The organism is Clostridioides sp. LIBA-2809, assembly GCF_056688965.1.
Map to the genome: position 1 here is coordinate 1,800,361 of NZ_CP197004.1, position 18,619 is coordinate 1,818,979.

Sequence of the window (18,619 nt, forward strand, 5' to 3'; positions counted from 1 at the left end):
TAATAATAAACTAGAGGGGGTATTTTCCATGGCTATAGTATTAAAAAAAGGACAAAAAATTGATTTAACTAAAGGAAATCCAGGTCTTAAAAATATAAAACTTGGACTAGGTTGGGATACAAATTCATTTGATAGTGGATATGATTATGACTTAGATGTAAGTGTTTTCATGGTAGGAGAATCTCAAAGGGTTGAAAAAGATGAAGATTTTATATTCTATAATAACTTAAAACATATCTCTGGAGCAGTAGAACACTTAGGTGACAATAGAACTGGTGAAGGCGATGGAGATGATGAGGAGATATTAGTAAATTTAGATGTAATGCCAAAGCATATTCAAAAGATAGCTGTAACAGTTACAATATATGAAGCCGCTGAAAGAAGACAAAATTTTGGACAAGTAAGTAACTCATATATAAGAGTTTTAAATTCTGAAAATGACGAAGAAATATTAAGATATGACTTAGGTGAAGAATTTAGTATAGAAACTGCAATTACAGTATGTGAGATATATAAGTATAATGGAGAATGGAAGTTTAATGCAGTTGGAGCAGGATTCGAAGGTGGTTTAGAAGCACTTTGTAGAAACTATGGATTAAATGTTTAATTTGAGTAATATAATATATTAAATATAAATAACCTATACAAATAATGTATAGGTTATATTATATAAAATTTTGTGGAGGTTTAGTATGTCGATTAATTTATCAAAGGGTGATAAAATAGATTTAAAAAAATCGAACCCTGGACTGAGTAATATACTCGTAGGATTAGGATGGGACCCTGTGCAACAAACAGGTGGAGGATTTTTTAAATCTCTATTTGGTGGAGGACAAGCTGATATAGATTGTGATGCGTCTGTATTTATGCTTAATCAAGAAGGAAAATTGAGTGGAATAAAAGATTTGATTTATTTTGGAAATCTAAAAAGCGCCTGTAAGTCAGTGTTACATACAGGAGACAATTTAACTGGTGAGGGTACAGGTGATGATGAACAAATCCTAGTTAATTTGGATAAAGTTCCAGCAAATATTCACAAATTATTATTTGTAGTAAACATATATAATTGTGTGGATAGAAAACAACACTTTGGTATGATAGAAAATGCCTATATAAGAGTTGAAGACCAAAGTAATAAGAAAGAGATAGCTAAATATAATCTATCTAATAATTATTCTGAAAAAACTACTCTTATAGTAGGAGCTATATATAGAAAAGATGGAAGTTGGCAATTTAAAGCAATAGGTGAAGGAACAAAGGATGCGGGCCTTAAGGAAGTAATGCAAAATTTAGACAGGATTGAGTGTGCATATGGAATTTAATAATGATATCAAATATTATAATGTAGATAAAGAAGAGGTAACAGAAGACTTATCTGTTAACCCTGAAAAAGGTTTATCAGAATCAGAAGTCAAAGCTAGAAGAGAAAAGTATGGTTTAAATGAGTTTACACCAAAAGAGGAAGGAAGCTTTTGGGATGATTTAAAAGATAGTTTAAGTGAACCAATGATAGTTATTTTGATTATTGCGGCAGTAGTGAGTGCAATCATTGGAGAAACTCATGATGCAATAGGGATTGTAGGAGCTATAGCAATAGGTATAGCAATAGGTATGATTACAGAGGGTCGTTCTAAGAAAGCAGCAGATGCCCTTTCTAAGTTGACTGAAAACATAGAAGTTAAAGTATTGAGAGATGGAGAAGTACATCAAATTTCTAAAAGTGAATTGGTACCAGGAGATATAGTATATGTTGAAACTGGTGACATGGTACCTGCTGATGGTAGACTTATAGAAACTATAAATCTTAAAGTTAGAGAAGATATGTTAACTGGAGAATCTGATGATGTATCTAAAAAGAGTGATGTAATAGTTTCTATGGAAGAAATAGAATCTAAAGGTGCATTAGTAGTACAAGAGCCAATACCTGCAAAACAAATAAATATGGTATTTGGTGGTACACTTGTCGCTTATGGTAGAGGAACTCTAGTTGTAACTTCAATTGGAGATAGTAGTGAAATGGGTAAAATAGCTCAAAATCTGTCAGATACAGATGAGCAAACTCCACTTCAAATAAAGCTTGGAAATTTAGGTGGATTGATAGCTAAAGTTTCTAGTGCAGTAGCAGGATTATTATTTATATTTATGGTTTTCCAAATGGTAAGTAAGAATGTATTAAATGTAGATATGTCTGGAATATTACCATTTTTAGAATCAATAGACCCTGTAAAAACAGCATTTACAGTATGTGTTGCGTTGATAGTTGCAGCAGTACCAGAAGGTCTTCCAACTATGATAAATATGACACTTGCAATAACAATGCAAAAAATGGCTAAAATAAATGCCTTAGTTACTAAAAAAGAAGCTTGTGAAACTATAGGTTCTGTTTCTGTAATATGTTCAGATAAAACTGGTACACTAACTGAAAATAGAATGACTGTAGAAGTTGCATATATTGATGGAAGATATATTGAAAGTTCAGAAGAAGAAATAAATAGTTATTTTGAAGAAAACTGTATGATAAACTCTACAGCTGATATAGAGCATAATGATGGTGAAGTTAAGTATTTGGGAAGTGCTACTGAATGTGCATTACTTTTATACTACAAAAATGTAGATTATAGACAATTTAGAAAAGATTGTAATATAGTAGCTCAAAATCCTTTTACTTCTGACTCAAAAAGAATGACTTCTGTTATGGGTCAAGATAATCATCATGTACTATTATCAAAAGGAGCACCAGAAGTTTTACTTGAGCTATGTTCACATATCCAAAGAGGAAAAGATATAGTACCAATAACTGAAAATATAAAACACGAGATTTTAGATGAAATAAAAAAATTACAAATAAAATCAATGAGAACTTTAGGTTTTGCGTATAAAGAAATCTCACAAGCTGAAGAAGAAGCAGCAGTAACTGCTGAAAGTGATGCTATGAATGTGAGTGCAATGGAAAGTAATTTAGTATTCAGTGGTTTTGTTGGTATAAGAGACCCACTTAGAAAAGATGTTATAGAGTCTGTAAATACGGCAAACAAAGCTGGTGTTTCTGTAAAAATGCTTACAGGAGATAATATAAATACAGCAAAAGCTATAGGTGAAGAATTAGGTTTATTAAAAGGAAATATGAGAGCAGTTGAAGCCTCATATATAGATACTTTAGATGATGAAGAGTTAAAACAAGAGATACAAACTATTTCAATTGTTGCAAGAAGTAAGCCAGATAGTAAAATGAGAATAGTTACAGCTCTACAGAAGAGTGGAGATGTCGTTGCGGTAACAGGTGATGGTATAAATGATGCTCCAGCACTTTCAAAGGCAGATGTTGGTATAGCAATGGGTATCTCTGGTACAGAGGTATCTAAAAATGCAGCAGACATAATTTTAACTGATGATAGTTTTAGTACTATTGTAAAAGGTATTAAATGGGGTAGAGGAATTTATGATAACTTCCAAAGATTCGTTCAATTCCAATTAACAGTAAACGTAATTGCCTTTTTAGTGGCTATAATATCTCAGGTTATGGGACAAGAGATGCCATTTACTACAATACAATTATTATGGGTAAACATAATTATGGATGGTCCACCAGCACTAGCATTAGGTCTAGAGCCTGTTAGAAACCATGTATTAAATAGAAAGCCTGTTGATAGAAAAGCCAATATAATTTCTAAATCAATGGTGTATACAATAGTATTAAATGCAATCTATATAACAACAATACTAATGCTACAATCTACATTTAACTTCTTAGGGGTTGATGAAGCTCATAAAGGAACTGTAATGTTTGCATTGTTTGCATTTAGTGCATTATTTAATGCATTTAACTGTAGAGAATTTAATGCAGATAGTATTTTTCCAAACTTTACACATAACAAATTAGCACTACAAATAATAGTTTTAACAGGAATTGCACAAGTAATATTTACTCAGCTATTCCAAGATTTCTTTAACTCTGTAGCTATGGATGTTATGACATGGGTAAAAGTTTTATGTGTAGCAGCAAGTGTGGTTGTAGTCAATGAAGTTGTAAAATGTATAATAAGACTAGTAAAACCAAAGAAGACTGCTTAAAATAAATTTTTAGAAGATAATGGACTGACTCAAAATGTGTATTTTGAGTCAGTTCTAAATAAACATTTAAATTGGGAGGATAATTATGGGTGACTCAAAGGTATTTGAAAAAATATTCTCCAGCCAATCAGATAGAGGAAATTACACTCCTTCAAAAGGATATTTAAGTTATTTTATTTCATATATTGGTTTAGAAGATGAGATTTTGTACAATCTTGAGATATTTAAGGCAAAACAAAATATTGATAGCAAAAAAGATATTGCTTTATTTACTGATGCTATAGCAAATCCTAGTGACTTTGATATTATAAATTATTTTAAAAATGGACTTAAAAAATATAGAAACAGCATGGAAGACATAGATATAAATATTTTAGGGTTCGATGAGATTGATTATAAGCTGAAGCAAGCTATAGATAGGGTATTAAAAGAGGAAGAAAAAGAGTTTACAAACGATAGAGTTAAACAAAATTTTATAGTGAAAATAATGGCATGGATAAAAATCTATATCGGTGCTTTAGATATAAATAAAAATGAGGCTCCAAAAGTAATATTTTATGGAGATATAAAAAAACATGAAGTTTATTTACTCTTAATATTGTACTTGGCAGGCTTTGATATTTTATATCTTAACCCAAATTCAAAGAGTAATATAAATGTTTTAAACCTAGAAAAATACAAGATAGAGTTTGAAGAAGCCAATATAATAGAAGAAAAAGTTGCTTTTGAAGAAAGGGTTATCTCAGGAGAAAAAATAGACAAAGGTTCTGTAAAAAAAGCTTTTACTGTCGGGGCTGAAGCATCAAAACGTATAAGTGAAGAATTATTAAATGATGCAGGATTTATAAAACCCTGGCAACTTCAAGATAGAAAAATAAAAAATTTACTTTTAAGTTCAACTGTTGATGAAATATCAATATACTGGAATCAGCCATTAAAATTGAGACCAGGATTTAAGTTTAATGATACCACAGTAGAAGCTCCAAATTTTCTTTCTAAGATTAATGGAATATATAATGATAAAAGTGAATATATTAAGTTTTTAGATTTATTAAGAGATTCGGAAAGTTCAACATTTATTGAATTTAATGGAGATATAGATAGATTTTCAAAAGAATTTACAAGAGAAGCTTTTAGTTTGTCTTTTTTACTGAATTCAAAAGGTGTTATAGATAAAAATTCTGTATTAAATAATAAAGATTATTCCATTTCAACACTGACATTAAATCAGCAAATTATGATTTTAGAAAAAGTTGAAGAGCTATTAGAAGGAAATATGTTTTTGACTGGTCTAAGTGGAGAGGACAAGATAAAAGGTTTATTTACAGTACTTCATATGGATAAGAAGCTTGTTCATATGATGAATAATTTTGATTATTCTCTTATAAATCCAAAATTGATTATATACATGTACAAGAGTATAGTATTTGATAAAGAAATAGTTTTCCTTATGCTTTTACTAAGTAAAATTGGATTTGATATTATTATTTTATGTCCAGGAGGGGAAAATAATATAGAGAATGTTATAAATAACCAATTGATTGATGTACACAGATTAGATAAAATGGTATATGACCTTAGATTAAATTTACTTGAAGATGATATACCTTTACTTAAAAAAATTTTTGGAAAGAGGAGAAGATTTTAGATGGGGATAAATATAAATAGTTTTTCAAAAGAGAAGAATTCTGTAGAGGTTACTGACAATTTACCTACAGTTGTTCAAGAAGAAAATTTTGATATAATGGAATATACAAATAATAAAAAAAATGAACTGAGAAAGTCTAAGGAAGTTGAAGCATTGACATCTCTTATAGAAGTAGAAAATCCAGATACAATTTTGCAATTTGGGAGAAAAGCATCTGAAGGAGTAGCAAGGGTTTCTGATAGTCTTCTAAACACAATAAAATTAAATAGAAATGAAGAAAATTCTAAAATGTTGGTTCATTTAACTAAAATAATGGACAAGTTTGATTTAGATGATTTTCAAGAAACTAAGGAACCAAATTTTGTTCAAAAACTTTTCAAAAAAGCTAATAATGCCATTGAAATGATGTTTCAAAAGTATGAAACATTGGGAGGAGAAGTTGAAAAAATCCAAATTGAGCTTGAGCAATATGAGAGAGATATAGCACTTTCTAATAAGCAAATAGGCTCTATGTTAAATGAGAACTTTGAGTTTTATAATGAACTTCAAAAATATATTGTTGCTGGAGAAATGGCACTAGAAGAAATGGATAATGAAATACTACCTTTCTTTAAACAAAAATCAGAAACTAGTGGAGACCAAATGGATGTTGTTAATTATCAAGAGCTATTAAAAGTTTATGATATGTTAAATCAAAGAATCTATGATTTAAGAATAGCAGAAAATATAGCTATACAGACAATACCTATGCTTAGAGGTATGCAACATAATAATTATGGTTTAATTAGAAAAATAAACAGTGCATTCGTTGTAACTTTACCAGTATTCAAACAATGTTTATCTCAAGCTATATTACTTAAAAAACAAGAACTGCAAGCAAAATCTCTAAAAGCACTTGATGATAAAACTAATGAATTATTACTTAGAAATGCTCAAAATGTAAGTAGTCAAAGTGCACAAATAGCTAGAATGGCTGGAACGAGCTCTGTTCAAATAGAGACATTAGAAAAAATGTATACTACTATTAAGAGTGGTATAGATGAAACTATGAGAATAGAAGAAAATAATAGAGTTTTGATTAAGGATAATACAAAGAGATTAGAAGAATTAAATACAGCTATAATTTATAATAAGTAGTATATTAGGGGCTAATTTGTATAAAGTTGGCCCTTTCTATGTATATGAGGAGGCCATACATTGAAATATTTCGATTATATCTGCAAAGATGATTTGGAGAGAATTTTTTTGAAAGAGCCAGAAGATTTTAATGCTAAGACTGAAAAAGATGTGTTGAAATATGCACTAGGTGCTTTTTTATACGTTCCAGCTACTCAATATAATATGATTTATAAGAGTATTATAGGAGATGTCAAGGGAGTTAGACCATTAGCTATTTGCTTAGAAGATGCTGTTGGAGTAAACGGAGAGTTAGAGGCTATAGAAAATCTTAGATTAATTTTGAAAAATATTAGTGATGAAAGTATAATCAATAAAGATGGAATACCATTAATTTTTGTAAGAATAAAAGATGTGGAGCAGTTGTTGAGGATTAAAGATATTATAGTTAAAAATAGTCATACTATAACAGGGATATTAATTCCTAAAGCAAATTCCGAGTTAATAGAGAATTGCATAGAAGCCTTGAATTATATGAATCTTCAAGATATGTATGTTATTCCAATAATAGAGACAAGAGAGTTTATATATAAGGAAAGTAAAGAACTGAGTTTTAATAGTTTGTACAATACTATTTTAAGATATAAGTCAAGAATACTTAGCATTAGAATAGGTATAACTGACGTATTGGGTATGTATGGTATAAGAAGAGACAAAAACTTTTCTATATATAACAACTTGATTTGTTCATCATTTATACTAGATATAATCACATATCTTCAAAGACCAGAGCTAGATATACCTATAAGTGGAGGCGTGTCAGAGTTTTTTGATATGACGAATGAAGAGATAAGAAGTAAGTATGTAGAAGAAATATTGTTGGATAAATTTCATGGGTTAATTGGAAAGACAGTAATTCATCCAATGCAAATTCAAATTGTACAAGCACTATCTGCCATATCATATGAGGATTTTACTGATGCCTTGGATATATCGAATAGTACAGATAGTAAATATGGTGTAAGTAAGGGTGTATTAGGAGAGAGAATGAATGAAACAAATCCACATTTTTTATGGGCTAAAAAAACATTGATTCTATCTAAAATATATGGTGTATTAAATAAAGGAGTAGACTATGAAGAATTGCTTAAATTTTAATTGTGAAATTGACATTATTGACAATCCATTAAATTTAGAATTAAATGATTTTTTAGATATAGGAATAAGAAATAATAGTAAAAGACGTTTTTTATTTATATCAAAGAAACTTGGTAAGCATCTAGCATGTAAACCAAGTGAGATGGACAATTTGGGAAAATTAATAGCCACAATTTATAATGAAAAAAATAAAGTAACATCAAATGGAACTGTTATAGCTTTTGCTGAGACTGGTACAGCTATTGGGCATAGTGTTTTTGATTACTTATGTGGAGAATATGAATTTATTCATACTACTAGAGAACAATTTGATGAGTTAGAGAATCTAGAATTTTTAGAAGAACATTCTCACGCAACAGACCAAAATCTATACTTTGGTATGCTTAGTAACTTTAAAGCTGGAGATGAAGTAATATTAGTCGATGATGAGATTACCACAGCTAATACGTGTATGAATATAATTAAGAAGGTTCAAAGTATTTATCCTAAAAAGAAATACACTATATGTTCAATACTTAATTGGGTGAGTGATGATAACTTAAGAAAAGTTGCTAATTTGGAAAAAGAGCTAGACTGTAAGATAGAATTTGTATATTTATTTAAAGGAAACTTTAAATTTGACATAAATGAAGATGTTATTTCAAATTACAATGATAATTATACTATTGATGAATCACATACTATTTCAAATGATAAAGTAAATTTAGTAGTGAATCATATTGATGTTGATTTAGAAGATTATATTGGAAGTAAGAAATATGTTAAGTATACTGGTAGATTTGGAATTAATAGAAGAGAACAATCTAGATTAAAAGAAATTGTAAAGAGAGAAAGTAAAAAAATAACTATGGATAATAAAGAATCTTTAGAAAATGAAAATGAAAAGATTCTATTTTTGGGTACTGAAGAATTTATGTATATACCTATGTTGTTTGCGAAGGAAAAAGAGAATCAATGTGATGCATACTATCATTCAACAACAAGAAGTCCAATTATTGATATCGAAAAAAATAATTATCCTATTAGAAGTAAGTTTAAGCTAAAGAGCTTTTATAATATAGATGTTCAAAATTATATTTATAATATAGATAAGCATAATTTTTCTAAATGTTATTTATTTGTAGAGTTAAATAAAAGTGAAAATTCTTATCTGGAATTTATTGATATAATTAAAAGTACAAGTATAAAAGAATTGACTATAGTATGTTGTAGCTAAATGCTTTAAGAGAATTAAAGTATATCACAGTTTTAAGATAGGAGTTGAGCCATATGGAAGATTTTAGCACATATTCTAAGGATGATGTTATCTTTTTATTAAAAGATATATCAAATTTAATTGAAGAAGAAGGAAATAAAGAGAGAGAATTAAAAATACAAAATGGTAGACATTATTCAGAAATGATACCAATAGAGTATGAAGTTAGTGAAGATTATCTGAATTTATATCATGATAAACTAGAACAAAATAAAAATAAGCTTGCGTTTTCCATAGGTGTTATGTGTGAAAAGATAATTAAAAAAAATGGGACTGATGTAGTATTAGTTTCACTTGCTAGAGCAGGTACACCTATTGGTATTTTGGCAAAGAGATATATAAAAAATAAGTATAATCTAAATTTACCTCACTATACAATCTCTATAATAAGAGATAAAGGAATAGATATGAATGCAATTGAATATATAGTAAAGAATCATCCAAACTCAGAAATTCAATTCTTAGATGGGTGGACTGGAAAGGGAACTATATCAAAAGAACTTGAAAAAGCATGTGATGAGCTTAATGCTAAATTTAAAAAGCCTTTTGACTCAACTCTTGCTGTATTAGCTGACCCTGCTGGATATTCAGGACTTTATGGAATTAGAGAAGACTTCTTAATACCAAGTGCATGTTTAAATTCAACAGTTTCTGGATTAATAAGCAGAACTGTATTAAGAGAAGATTTAATTGGTAAAGATGATTTTCACGGAGCTAAATTCTATAAACATTTAAAAGACAAAGACGAATCTATAAATTATATAGAGACTATAGAAGCATGTTTTAAAAATCAATTTAAGAACATATCTGATGAAGTTGATAAATGGCAAAGTGATAATATAACAAAAGATGGATATTTTGATGTTTTAAATATAAAGGAAAAGTACAGTATAACAGACATTAACTTTATCAAACCAGGTGTTGGAGAAACAACAAGAGTTTTACTTAGAAGAGTTCCATATAAGATTTTAGTTAAAGACTTAAATGACAAATCTTTAGACCACATACTTATATTAGCTAAAGAGAAAAATGTTGAAGTTGAACAAATGAACTTAAAGGCTTATAAATGTTGTGGAATAATAAAAAATATGAAAGATATTTAAAAAATATATTAGACAGGAGAATACTGAATGATTGTTTTTTCAGATTTAGACAGGAGTATTATTTACTCTGATAAATTTTTAGATACTGATAAGGAATATACTAATATAGAAATTTATAGAGAAAAAGAAATATCTTATATATCTTTAGATACTATAAATCTAATAAAGCAAATACAATATTATGGTATGTTTATACCGACAACTACTAGAACAGTGGAGCAATTTAGGCGTATAGAATTTAATAAATATGGGATTCATTTTCCTTTTAGTATAACTTCAAATGGAGCAATTATACTTAAAGATAATAAAATATTAAAATCGTGGAGTGAAGAAATAGATAAATTAAAATCTAATTATGAACCTATTGAAAGTATGATTGAAAAATTTAAAGATTATTTAGATATAGAAGGAATAACTAACTTTAAAGTTGCAGAAAATACATTTTTTTATATAGTTGTGGATTTTGCAAAATTTAATTTGGATTCAATCAAAGAATATCTAAATATATTGGAATCAAAAAATTGGAAGTTCTATGTGAGTGGTAGAAAAATCTACTTTATACCAAAAGAAATCTCAAAAGAAAATGCTATAAAATACTTAACCAAAGAATTACAAATAGAGTCTTTTTATGCAATTGGAGACTCTGTTATGGACTATGGTATGCTCAATATTTCAAATAAAGCATATGTATTAAAGCATGGTGATATAAATAAAAATGAAACAGAAAACTCATTTATATCAAGTACTTTTAATGGAATGAGTGGAACTGAAGAGATACTATCTAATATTTTAGATGAAAGTTGTCTACTTAATATATAATGACAAATATATATAATTAATAAACCAGAAAAATCTGAAATAAATTAGAATAAAATTTATCATACTAATTTATTTCAGATTTTTATTAATTTATATTTAAGTGAGAATTTAATATATTAAAATGAAGGTGGAGTCATTGCCCAGACTGATATACATATATCATCGTCATAATTTTCATATACATGTGGAATGGTACTGTTAAAATAAAAACTATCTCCTTCTTCCAATACATATTCCTTATTTCCAAGTATTATCTTCATTTTTCCCTTTATTATATATCCACATTCCTCGCCTTCATGCGTTACAAATTCACTACTTTTTTTTGTATGACCATCTAGTGTAACAAGTAAAAATTCTATTTTCTTGCCAGATAAATTAGGAACAAGAAGTTCATAAAATTTTGTAGAATCATTAGTTACTATTTTTTTTCTATTGTTTTTCTTTACTATTATATTAGAGTCTTCTTTTTCAATCTCATCAAAGAAATAACCTATATTTATATCAAGAGCTTTTGATATTTTCCACATTGCTACAATTGACGGAACAACCATATTTCGCTCAATTTGACTTATTAAACCCGTACTTAAATCTGAGTTTTTTGCTAAAGTAGATATACTGATATTTTTAGATTTTCTAAGAGCTCTAATTTTGCTTCCGACATCTATATTCATTAGATACAAACCCCCTCAGACATGATTATAACATATAATTTGTAAAGAGTAGTAAAATAAAAAAAGTTTTATTATACATGTATTTTCCCTGTTTTATTGAATTTTCTGAAAAGATGAATTATAATAGTATTAATATTCAATATATTGAATATTAATATAGATATTTTAATTTAATGAAATGGAGGTAGTTAAGATGAAGAGTTTTGTAAGTCCTGATAATATTTGGGTATTATGGGCAGTTATAACTGGATGGGCAGCATTTAGTATTTATTTGGAACAAAAGTACAATTGGGCATCGAAAATATCAGGAGCAATAATAGCTCTTGTAGGAGCTATGTTACTATCAAATCTAAATATCATACCAGTAGAGTCTGTTGTGTATGACCAAGTATGGGGATATGTTGTTCCTTTAGCTATAGCTTTACTGTTATATCAATGTAACATTAAAAAGATATGGAAAGAAAGTGGAAGATTACTCGTAATATTTCTTGTAGGCTCTGTCGGAACTGTGATTGGGGCTATGGTTGGATTTTTACTATTAAAAAATGCAGTACCAGATTTAAATGTTGTTGCAGCTATGATGACAGGTTCCTATATAGGTGGAAATGTAAACTTCGCAGCCATGTCAGGAGCATTTAATGCACCTGGAGAATTGGTATCAGCAACAGTTGTAGCAGACAATCTTTTAATGGCATTATATTTCTTTGTTTTAATAGCTATCCCATCAATTGGATTTTTTAGAAAACATTTTAAACATCCACATGTAGATGAGATGGAAAGTATGGATGTAACTGAAGGAGAAACAATAGCAGCAAATTATTGGGGAAGAAAAGAAATATCTTTAAAAGATATAGCAATAGCTATTGGTAGTGCCTTTATAATCGTTGCAGTATCTGTAGAATTATCAACTTGGTTTAAAGCTATAATACCAACATCAAATCCTTTTTTAGCAATGTTAAATACTCTATTTGGTAATCAATATTTAATAATAACTACTTTGACTATGTTATTTGCTACATTTATGCCTAAATTCTTTAGTGATATAAAAGGAGCACAAGAGATAGGTACATTTTTAATCTATATATTCTTTGTGGTAGTAGGTGTTCCTGCTTCTATAACATTAATAATCCAAAAATCACCATTATTGCTTTTATATTGTGGAATAATGGTACTGATAAACATGTTAGTTACATTTATAGTTGCCAAAATATTTAAGTTTACTTTAGAAGAAGCTATTCTTGCATCTAATGCAAACATTGGTGGGCCTACAACAGCAGCAGCTATGGCAATATCAAAAGGATGGTCTAAACTAGTAGGACCAATACTTATAGTTGGAACATTTGGATATATAGTTGGCAATTATTTTGGCCTTTTAGTAGGAAATATTTTAATATAATTCTATACGAACTAAAAAGTTTATTTTAAGAAAGACTTTTATTTAACTGGAGGTTGTTATGATTTTCGATGGACATTCAGATACTTGGGCAGATGTAACAATAAGAAGACTCAACGGGGAGAAAGATGTATTTAGAAGAATTCATCTTGATAATTTTAAAAAAGCAAATATAGAAGGAGCTATTTTTGTAATATGGATAGACCCTCCATATGATAAAGAACCTGAAAAAAGAGTTAAACAAATTATAAGCTCTATAAAAGATGAAATTGAAGATATGAAAGATATTGTAAATATAGTAAAAAGATATTCTGATATAAACAAAGGTATAAGTGAAAATAAAATAAATATTTTAATTGGAATTGAAGGATTAAGTCATATTGGAAAAAATATAGATTTGATAGATTATTTTTATAAGGATGTCGGTGCAAGACATGCATCATTAACTTGGAATGAGCAAAATGAACTTGCTACAGGTTGTTTAGGAGATAAAAACAGAGGTTTAACTCAGATAGGGAAAAAAGCAGTAAATAAGATGGAAGAATTGGGAATGATAGTAGATGTATCACATTTAAATGAGAAGTCATTTTGGGATTTGATGTCTATTGTAAGTAAACCAGTAATAGCCTCTCATTCTAATGCAAGAAACTTATGTGATGCTAAAAGAAATCTTACCGATAATCAATTAAAAGAAATTTCAAAGACAGGTGGATTAGTAGGAATAAATAGTTTTAGAGGGTTTACTAATAGTAATCCAAAGAAGCAAGATTTGATACACTTAGTTGACCATATAGATTACATGGTAAATCTCATAGGTATAGAGCATGTATCTTTTGGTTTTGATTTTAGTGATTACTTAGGAGTAGAGACTATAGGTTCTTTTACTGAAAATGCCAGTATCCCAAGTGTAGATGGTCTTGAAAGTACACATACAGCACATAACATAATAATAGAACTTGAAAATAGAGGTTATAAAAAAAGAGATATAGATTTAATTTCTAGTGGTAATTTTTATAGACTCTTTAGAAATATATTAAAATAATATAATAAATAACTTAAATTTACAAAATATTTATTATATTTAATGGGAATACTTACATATTTAAATTAGCATTTATAATTTATTTTATTAAATTAAATTTTAATGTTACTAGGAGTTTCAATTCTAGTAACATTTTTTATGTAAAAAACAAATATATATACATATTGACAATGATAATTATTATTGATAAACTATAAAAGTAAAAAATGATAATAATTATCATTTTAAATGAAGAATAGTTTTTGAGGAGGGAGAATGAAAAAAAGGTATTTAGTCATAGGAATAATAATTTTGTCTTATTTTTCTTTATTTATAGGAGCCGAAGATATAAATATAATGCATATATTTGCAAAAAATCAGCATAAACTTATGATATTTATCATGAGTAGAATACCAAGATTGATAAGTATATTGATTGCAGGTGTAGGGATGAGTATAGCGGGTCTTATAATGCAACAGATAAGTAAAAATAAATTTGTATCACCTACAACAGGAGCTACAATAGATGCAGCTCAATTTGGTATAGTAATCTGTATGCTTTTAATACCAACTGCATCTATTTTTACAAAGACCATAATAGCATTTATATTTTCTCTTATAGGTACTTTTATGTTTATGAGAATAATAAGAAAGTTGCAATTTAAAAATATAATATTCGTGCCATTAGTAGGTATAATGTTTGGAAATATAATAGGCTCTATGACTGATTTTATTGCATATAAATATGATTTGAGTCAAAATGTAAGTTCTTGGATGCAAGGCGATTTTTCTATGATACTTAAAGGCAATTATGAAGTATTATATATTACAATACCTCTTATAATATTAGCATATATTTATGCAAACAGATTTACTGTTGTTGGTATGGGTATGGATTTTGCAACAAATTTAGGTCTGAGCTATAAAAAAGTTGTTAATATAGGTTTGGTAATAGTGGCACTTGTCACAGTATGTGTAGTAGTTACAGCTGGTAATATACCTTTTATAGGTCTAATAGTTCCAAATATTGTGTCCTTATATATGGGAGATAATATAAGAGCGAACATATGGTATACTGGTTTATTTGGAGCTATATTTGTGCTTATATGTGATATTTTTGGAAGAATAGTTATTTATCCATATGAAATATCTATAGGACTTACAGTTGGAGTTATAGGAAGTATGCTATTCCTTTATTTAATACTAAGGAGGAATATAAATGAAGCTTAGTCTTAATCAAAAAATTTATTTTATTAGCACATTATTATTAATATCAATAGCACTTTTTATAATTTATGGTATAGACATGAATAATGTAGATTATGCACTATCACAGAGGATACCAAAGATACTTGCTATGATATTAGGTGGAGGATGTATAGCATTTACCACTGTAGTGTTTCAAACAATTACAAATAATCAAATATTGACACCAAGTGTACTGGGATTGGATTCATTGTATGTAATGATTCAAACTATAATAGTATTCATATTTGGCTCAACTAGTAGTTTAATTATTAATGAGAATTATAATTTTATTATTAATGTTACTATGATGATTGGAGCTTCAATGTTATTATATAAGACATTGTTTGAGAAAAATAAACATAATATTTTCTTTTTAGTCCTAGTAGGGATGATATTTGGAACATTATTTAAAAGTGCAACAACATTTATCCAAGTAATGATAGACCCAAATGAATTTCTAGCTTTACAAACTAGCATAATGGCAAGTTTAAATAATATAAATACTAATGTACTTTTAATAGCATTTATAATAATTATTGCCATAATACCTTTTATATATGACGAAATAAAGTATTTGGATGTATTATCTTTAGGTAGAGAGCAGGCAATTAATTTAGGTGTAGATTTTGATAAAGTAGTTAAAAAGATGATAATACTAATAGCAATTTTAGTTTCAATATCAACAGCACTTATTGGTCCAATGACATTTTTAGGACTTTTGCTTGCCAATATAACTAGAGAAATTTTTAAAACGTATAAGCATACATATTTAATTTTTGGTTCCATGTTGATAGGAATGATTACATTAATAATTGGTCAATTTTTTATACAGCATGTATTTAAATTTGATACTACTTTAAGTGTAGTAATAAATTTTATAGGAGGAATTTACTTTATTCAGTTATTGTTAAAGGGGGCAAATAGGTGATAGAGATAAGAAATATATTTAAAAAATATAAGAATAAAAATGTTGTAGAGGATGTCTCTTTTAATATAGAAAAGGGAAAAATAACATCTTTTATAGGGCCAAATGGAGCTGGGAAAAGTACTGTATTATCAATAGTAACAAGGCTTATAGGAGGTGATAGTGGAGAGGTAATAATAGAAGGAAAGAGCTTAACTAGTTACAGCAACAAAGAATTAGCCAAAAAAATAGCTATTCTTAAACAATCTAATAATATAACTTTAAGACTCACAATAAGGGAACTGGTTGGATTTGGAAGGTTTCCATACAGTGAAGGAAACCTAACTAAAGAGGATGAAAAGTATATTGATGAAGCGATAGAATATATGAAATTGACTGATATACAACATAAGTATCTAGATGAATTGAGTGGAGGACAAAGACAAAGAGCTTATATAGCAATGGTAATAGCTCAAGATACAGAGTACATATTGCTTGATGAACCACTTAATAATTTAGATATGAATCATTCAGTTCAAATGATGAAAGTGCTTAGAGGTCTTTGTGATGACCTAGATAAGACTATAGTGTTAGTAATGCACGATATAAACTTTGCATCATGTTATTCAGATAATATAGTTGCATTAAAAAATGGAAAAATTGAGAAAGTAGGTCGTACAGACGAGATAGTCAATGAAAAAGTTTTAGAAGATATTTACGAAATGAGCTTTAATATTAAACATATAAATGGAAATCGAATCTGTATTTATTTCTAAATTATGATATATAAAAATAAATAAACCTTATAATAAATTCAAATTAAAATAGAGATTAACAAGAAAGAGGGAGATATCATCATGAATAAAAAAGTAGCGATAGTAGCCGCAGTAGCCATAGTAGGATTAGTGACAGTATTTGCATTAGGTGGAGGTAAAAAAAATGAGCCTAAGACATTAGAAAATTCAAATGATACTATAAAGATAACTCATAGCTTGGGAGAAACAGATGTAAAGTTAAACCCTAAGAAAGTGGTAGTATTTGATTATTCAGCTCTAGATACAATGGATGCATTAGGTGTAGGGGAGAATTTAGTAGGGCTTCCAAAGTCAAGCTTACCAACATCTTTAGAAAAATATAAGGATGAAAAGTATGCAGATTTAGGAGGGTTGAAAGAGCCAGATTTAGAAGGTATAAAGTCAGCAAATCCAGATTTAATTATAATAAATGGAAGACAAGAAGATTTTTATGAGCAATTATCAAAAATAGCACCAACAATAAGTACAAGTAAAGATGATAAGAAGTATTTGGATTCTGTTAAAAATAATATAGATAAAATAGGAAAAATATTTGGAGTAGAAGAAAAAGCTAATCAAGAATTTAGTAAAATTGAAAAAAAGATAGAGGCTCTAAATAAAAAAGTAACAGAAAAAAACTTAAATGCTTTAACGCTAATGGTGAATGAAGGTAATTTAAGTGTATTTGGTGAAGAATCAAGATTTAGTGTATTATACAAGAGTTTTGGATTTGAAAATAAAGATAAAAATATAAAAGAATCAAGTCATGGTCAAAACATTACTTTTGAGTATATAGCAAAACAAAATCCACAAGTTATGTTTGTTATAGATAGAGGAATAGCTACAGGTAGTGATGTAAAAGCAGGCTCAACAGCAAAAGCTGTTTTAAACAATGATGTAATAAAATCTATGGATGCATATAAAAATGATAACATAATATATTTAGATTCGCCAACATGGTATGTAAATGATGGAGGTCTAACCTCTTTAAATAAAATGATAGATGATGCGTCACAAGCAGTTAATAAATAAGTCTATTATTTACGATGAACATGTTTTATTTATTGCTATTTAATCAGCCACTTAAAGTGGCTGATTTTTTATAGTTTAAATAATAATGTGAATTATAATAATATAAATATATTCAAAATATAATAAAATACAAAGTTATACTAGACAAAAAGAATAATTTTTAAATATAATTGAATTATATAGATATATAGGTTGTCGCAATTATATAATTTTAAGCAGAGTTTTATAACTAAAAGTAATATAAACTGTATCTAAAAAAAGAGTGATTTCTATAAAAACGTTTTTGTAAATAGATATAATACTAAAAATAAACTATGTAAAATAAGCATTTCTATATCTTAATTGTATAGAAATTTTTATTGGAATTTCATGCTTCTTATTTGAAA

At 28.0% G+C, this 18,619-nt stretch carries 16 protein-coding genes; 15 read left to right on the forward strand and 1 reads right to left on the reverse strand.

The genetic code is table 11. The features are described 5' to 3' along the window. Positions 1-28 precede the first annotated feature (28 nt). The 9 genes from ACTG44_RS08630 (at position 29) to ACTG44_RS08670 (ending at position 11,170) form a co-directional block, all read left to right on the forward strand. Positions 29-607 carry a TerD family protein gene (locus ACTG44_RS08630; RefSeq protein ID WP_021384408.1) on the forward strand — a complete coding sequence of 193 codons (579 nt, stop codon included), beginning with the start codon at positions 29-31 and terminating at the stop codon, positions 605-607. A gap of 85 nt (positions 608-692) precedes the next feature. Next, positions 693-1,322 (forward strand): TerD family protein, encoded by a 630-nt coding sequence (locus ACTG44_RS08635; protein WP_021384403.1) that lies wholly within the window; start codon positions 693-695, stop codon positions 1,320-1,322. Then, positions 1,312-4,071: a calcium-translocating P-type ATPase, PMCA-type gene (locus ACTG44_RS08640; RefSeq protein ID WP_479918616.1), complete on the forward strand. Its 2,760-nt coding sequence runs from the start codon at positions 1,312-1,314 to the stop codon at positions 4,069-4,071. The genes ACTG44_RS08635 and ACTG44_RS08640 overlap by 11 nt, the downstream gene beginning before the upstream one ends. An 85-nt stretch (positions 4,072-4,156) precedes the next feature. Then, complete coding sequence (locus ACTG44_RS08645) at positions 4,157-5,719, forward strand: YceG family protein (RefSeq protein WP_479918617.1); 1,563 nt, start codon at positions 4,157-4,159, stop codon at positions 5,717-5,719. Beyond that, positions 5,720-6,856, forward strand: a complete 1,137-nt coding sequence (locus ACTG44_RS08650) for a toxic anion resistance protein (RefSeq protein ID WP_479918618.1) — start codon at positions 5,720-5,722, stop codon at positions 6,854-6,856. 60 nt (positions 6,857-6,916) lie between these two features. After that, positions 6,917-7,993: an HpcH/HpaI aldolase/citrate lyase family protein gene (locus ACTG44_RS08655; protein ID WP_021384401.1), complete on the forward strand. Its 1,077-nt coding sequence runs from the start codon at positions 6,917-6,919 to the stop codon at positions 7,991-7,993. Continuing rightward, positions 7,971-9,209 (forward strand): phosphoribosyltransferase family protein, encoded by a 1,239-nt coding sequence (locus ACTG44_RS08660; RefSeq protein ID WP_479918619.1) that lies wholly within the window; start codon positions 7,971-7,973, stop codon positions 9,207-9,209. Before ACTG44_RS08655 ends, ACTG44_RS08660 begins: the two co-directional genes overlap by 23 nt. A 53-nt stretch (positions 9,210-9,262) precedes the next feature. Beyond that, positions 9,263-10,351: a cysteine protease StiP family protein gene (locus tag ACTG44_RS08665; RefSeq protein WP_479918620.1), complete on the forward strand. Its 1,089-nt coding sequence runs from the start codon at positions 9,263-9,265 to the stop codon at positions 10,349-10,351. Between the two features lie 27 nt (positions 10,352-10,378). Beyond that, positions 10,379-11,170 carry an HAD family hydrolase gene (locus tag ACTG44_RS08670; RefSeq protein ID WP_479921591.1) on the forward strand — a complete coding sequence of 264 codons (792 nt, stop codon included), beginning with the start codon at positions 10,379-10,381 and terminating at the stop codon, positions 11,168-11,170. 116 nt (positions 11,171-11,286) lie between these two features. Here the strand turns inward: ACTG44_RS08670 and ACTG44_RS08675 are convergent, their stop codons facing one another. Then, positions 11,287-11,841, reverse strand: a complete 555-nt coding sequence (locus ACTG44_RS08675; protein WP_021384394.1) for a cupin domain-containing protein — start codon at positions 11,839-11,841, stop codon at positions 11,287-11,289. A 193-nt stretch (positions 11,842-12,034) separates the two neighbouring features. On the opposite strand from ACTG44_RS08675, the gene ACTG44_RS08680 reads away from it, so the two are divergent. The 6 genes from ACTG44_RS08680 (at position 12,035) to ACTG44_RS08705 (ending at position 18,233) form a co-directional block, all read left to right on the forward strand. Next, complete coding sequence (locus ACTG44_RS08680) at positions 12,035-13,237, forward strand: DUF819 family protein (protein ID WP_021384389.1); 1,203 nt, start codon at positions 12,035-12,037, stop codon at positions 13,235-13,237. A 58-nt stretch (positions 13,238-13,295) separates the two neighbouring features. After that, positions 13,296-14,276 (forward strand): dipeptidase, encoded by a 981-nt coding sequence (locus ACTG44_RS08685; RefSeq protein WP_479918622.1) that lies wholly within the window; start codon positions 13,296-13,298, stop codon positions 14,274-14,276. Between the two features lie 255 nt (positions 14,277-14,531). Continuing rightward, positions 14,532-15,485 carry an ABC transporter permease gene (locus ACTG44_RS08690; protein WP_021384424.1) on the forward strand — a complete coding sequence of 318 codons (954 nt, stop codon included), beginning with the start codon at positions 14,532-14,534 and terminating at the stop codon, positions 15,483-15,485. Further along, positions 15,475-16,431 carry an iron chelate uptake ABC transporter family permease subunit gene (locus ACTG44_RS08695; protein WP_021384417.1) on the forward strand — a complete coding sequence of 319 codons (957 nt, stop codon included), beginning with the start codon at positions 15,475-15,477 and terminating at the stop codon, positions 16,429-16,431. The genes ACTG44_RS08690 and ACTG44_RS08695 overlap by 11 nt, the downstream gene beginning before the upstream one ends. Continuing rightward, positions 16,428-17,183 carry an iron ABC transporter ATP-binding protein gene (locus ACTG44_RS08700; RefSeq protein WP_021384418.1) on the forward strand — a complete coding sequence of 252 codons (756 nt, stop codon included), beginning with the start codon at positions 16,428-16,430 and terminating at the stop codon, positions 17,181-17,183. Before ACTG44_RS08695 ends, ACTG44_RS08700 begins: the two co-directional genes overlap by 4 nt. 81 nt (positions 17,184-17,264) lie before the next feature. Then, entirely contained in the window at positions 17,265-18,233 is a 969-nt protein-coding gene (locus ACTG44_RS08705; protein ID WP_479918623.1) for a siderophore ABC transporter substrate-binding protein, read from the forward strand. The last annotated feature ends 386 nt before the right edge of the window (positions 18,234-18,619 follow it).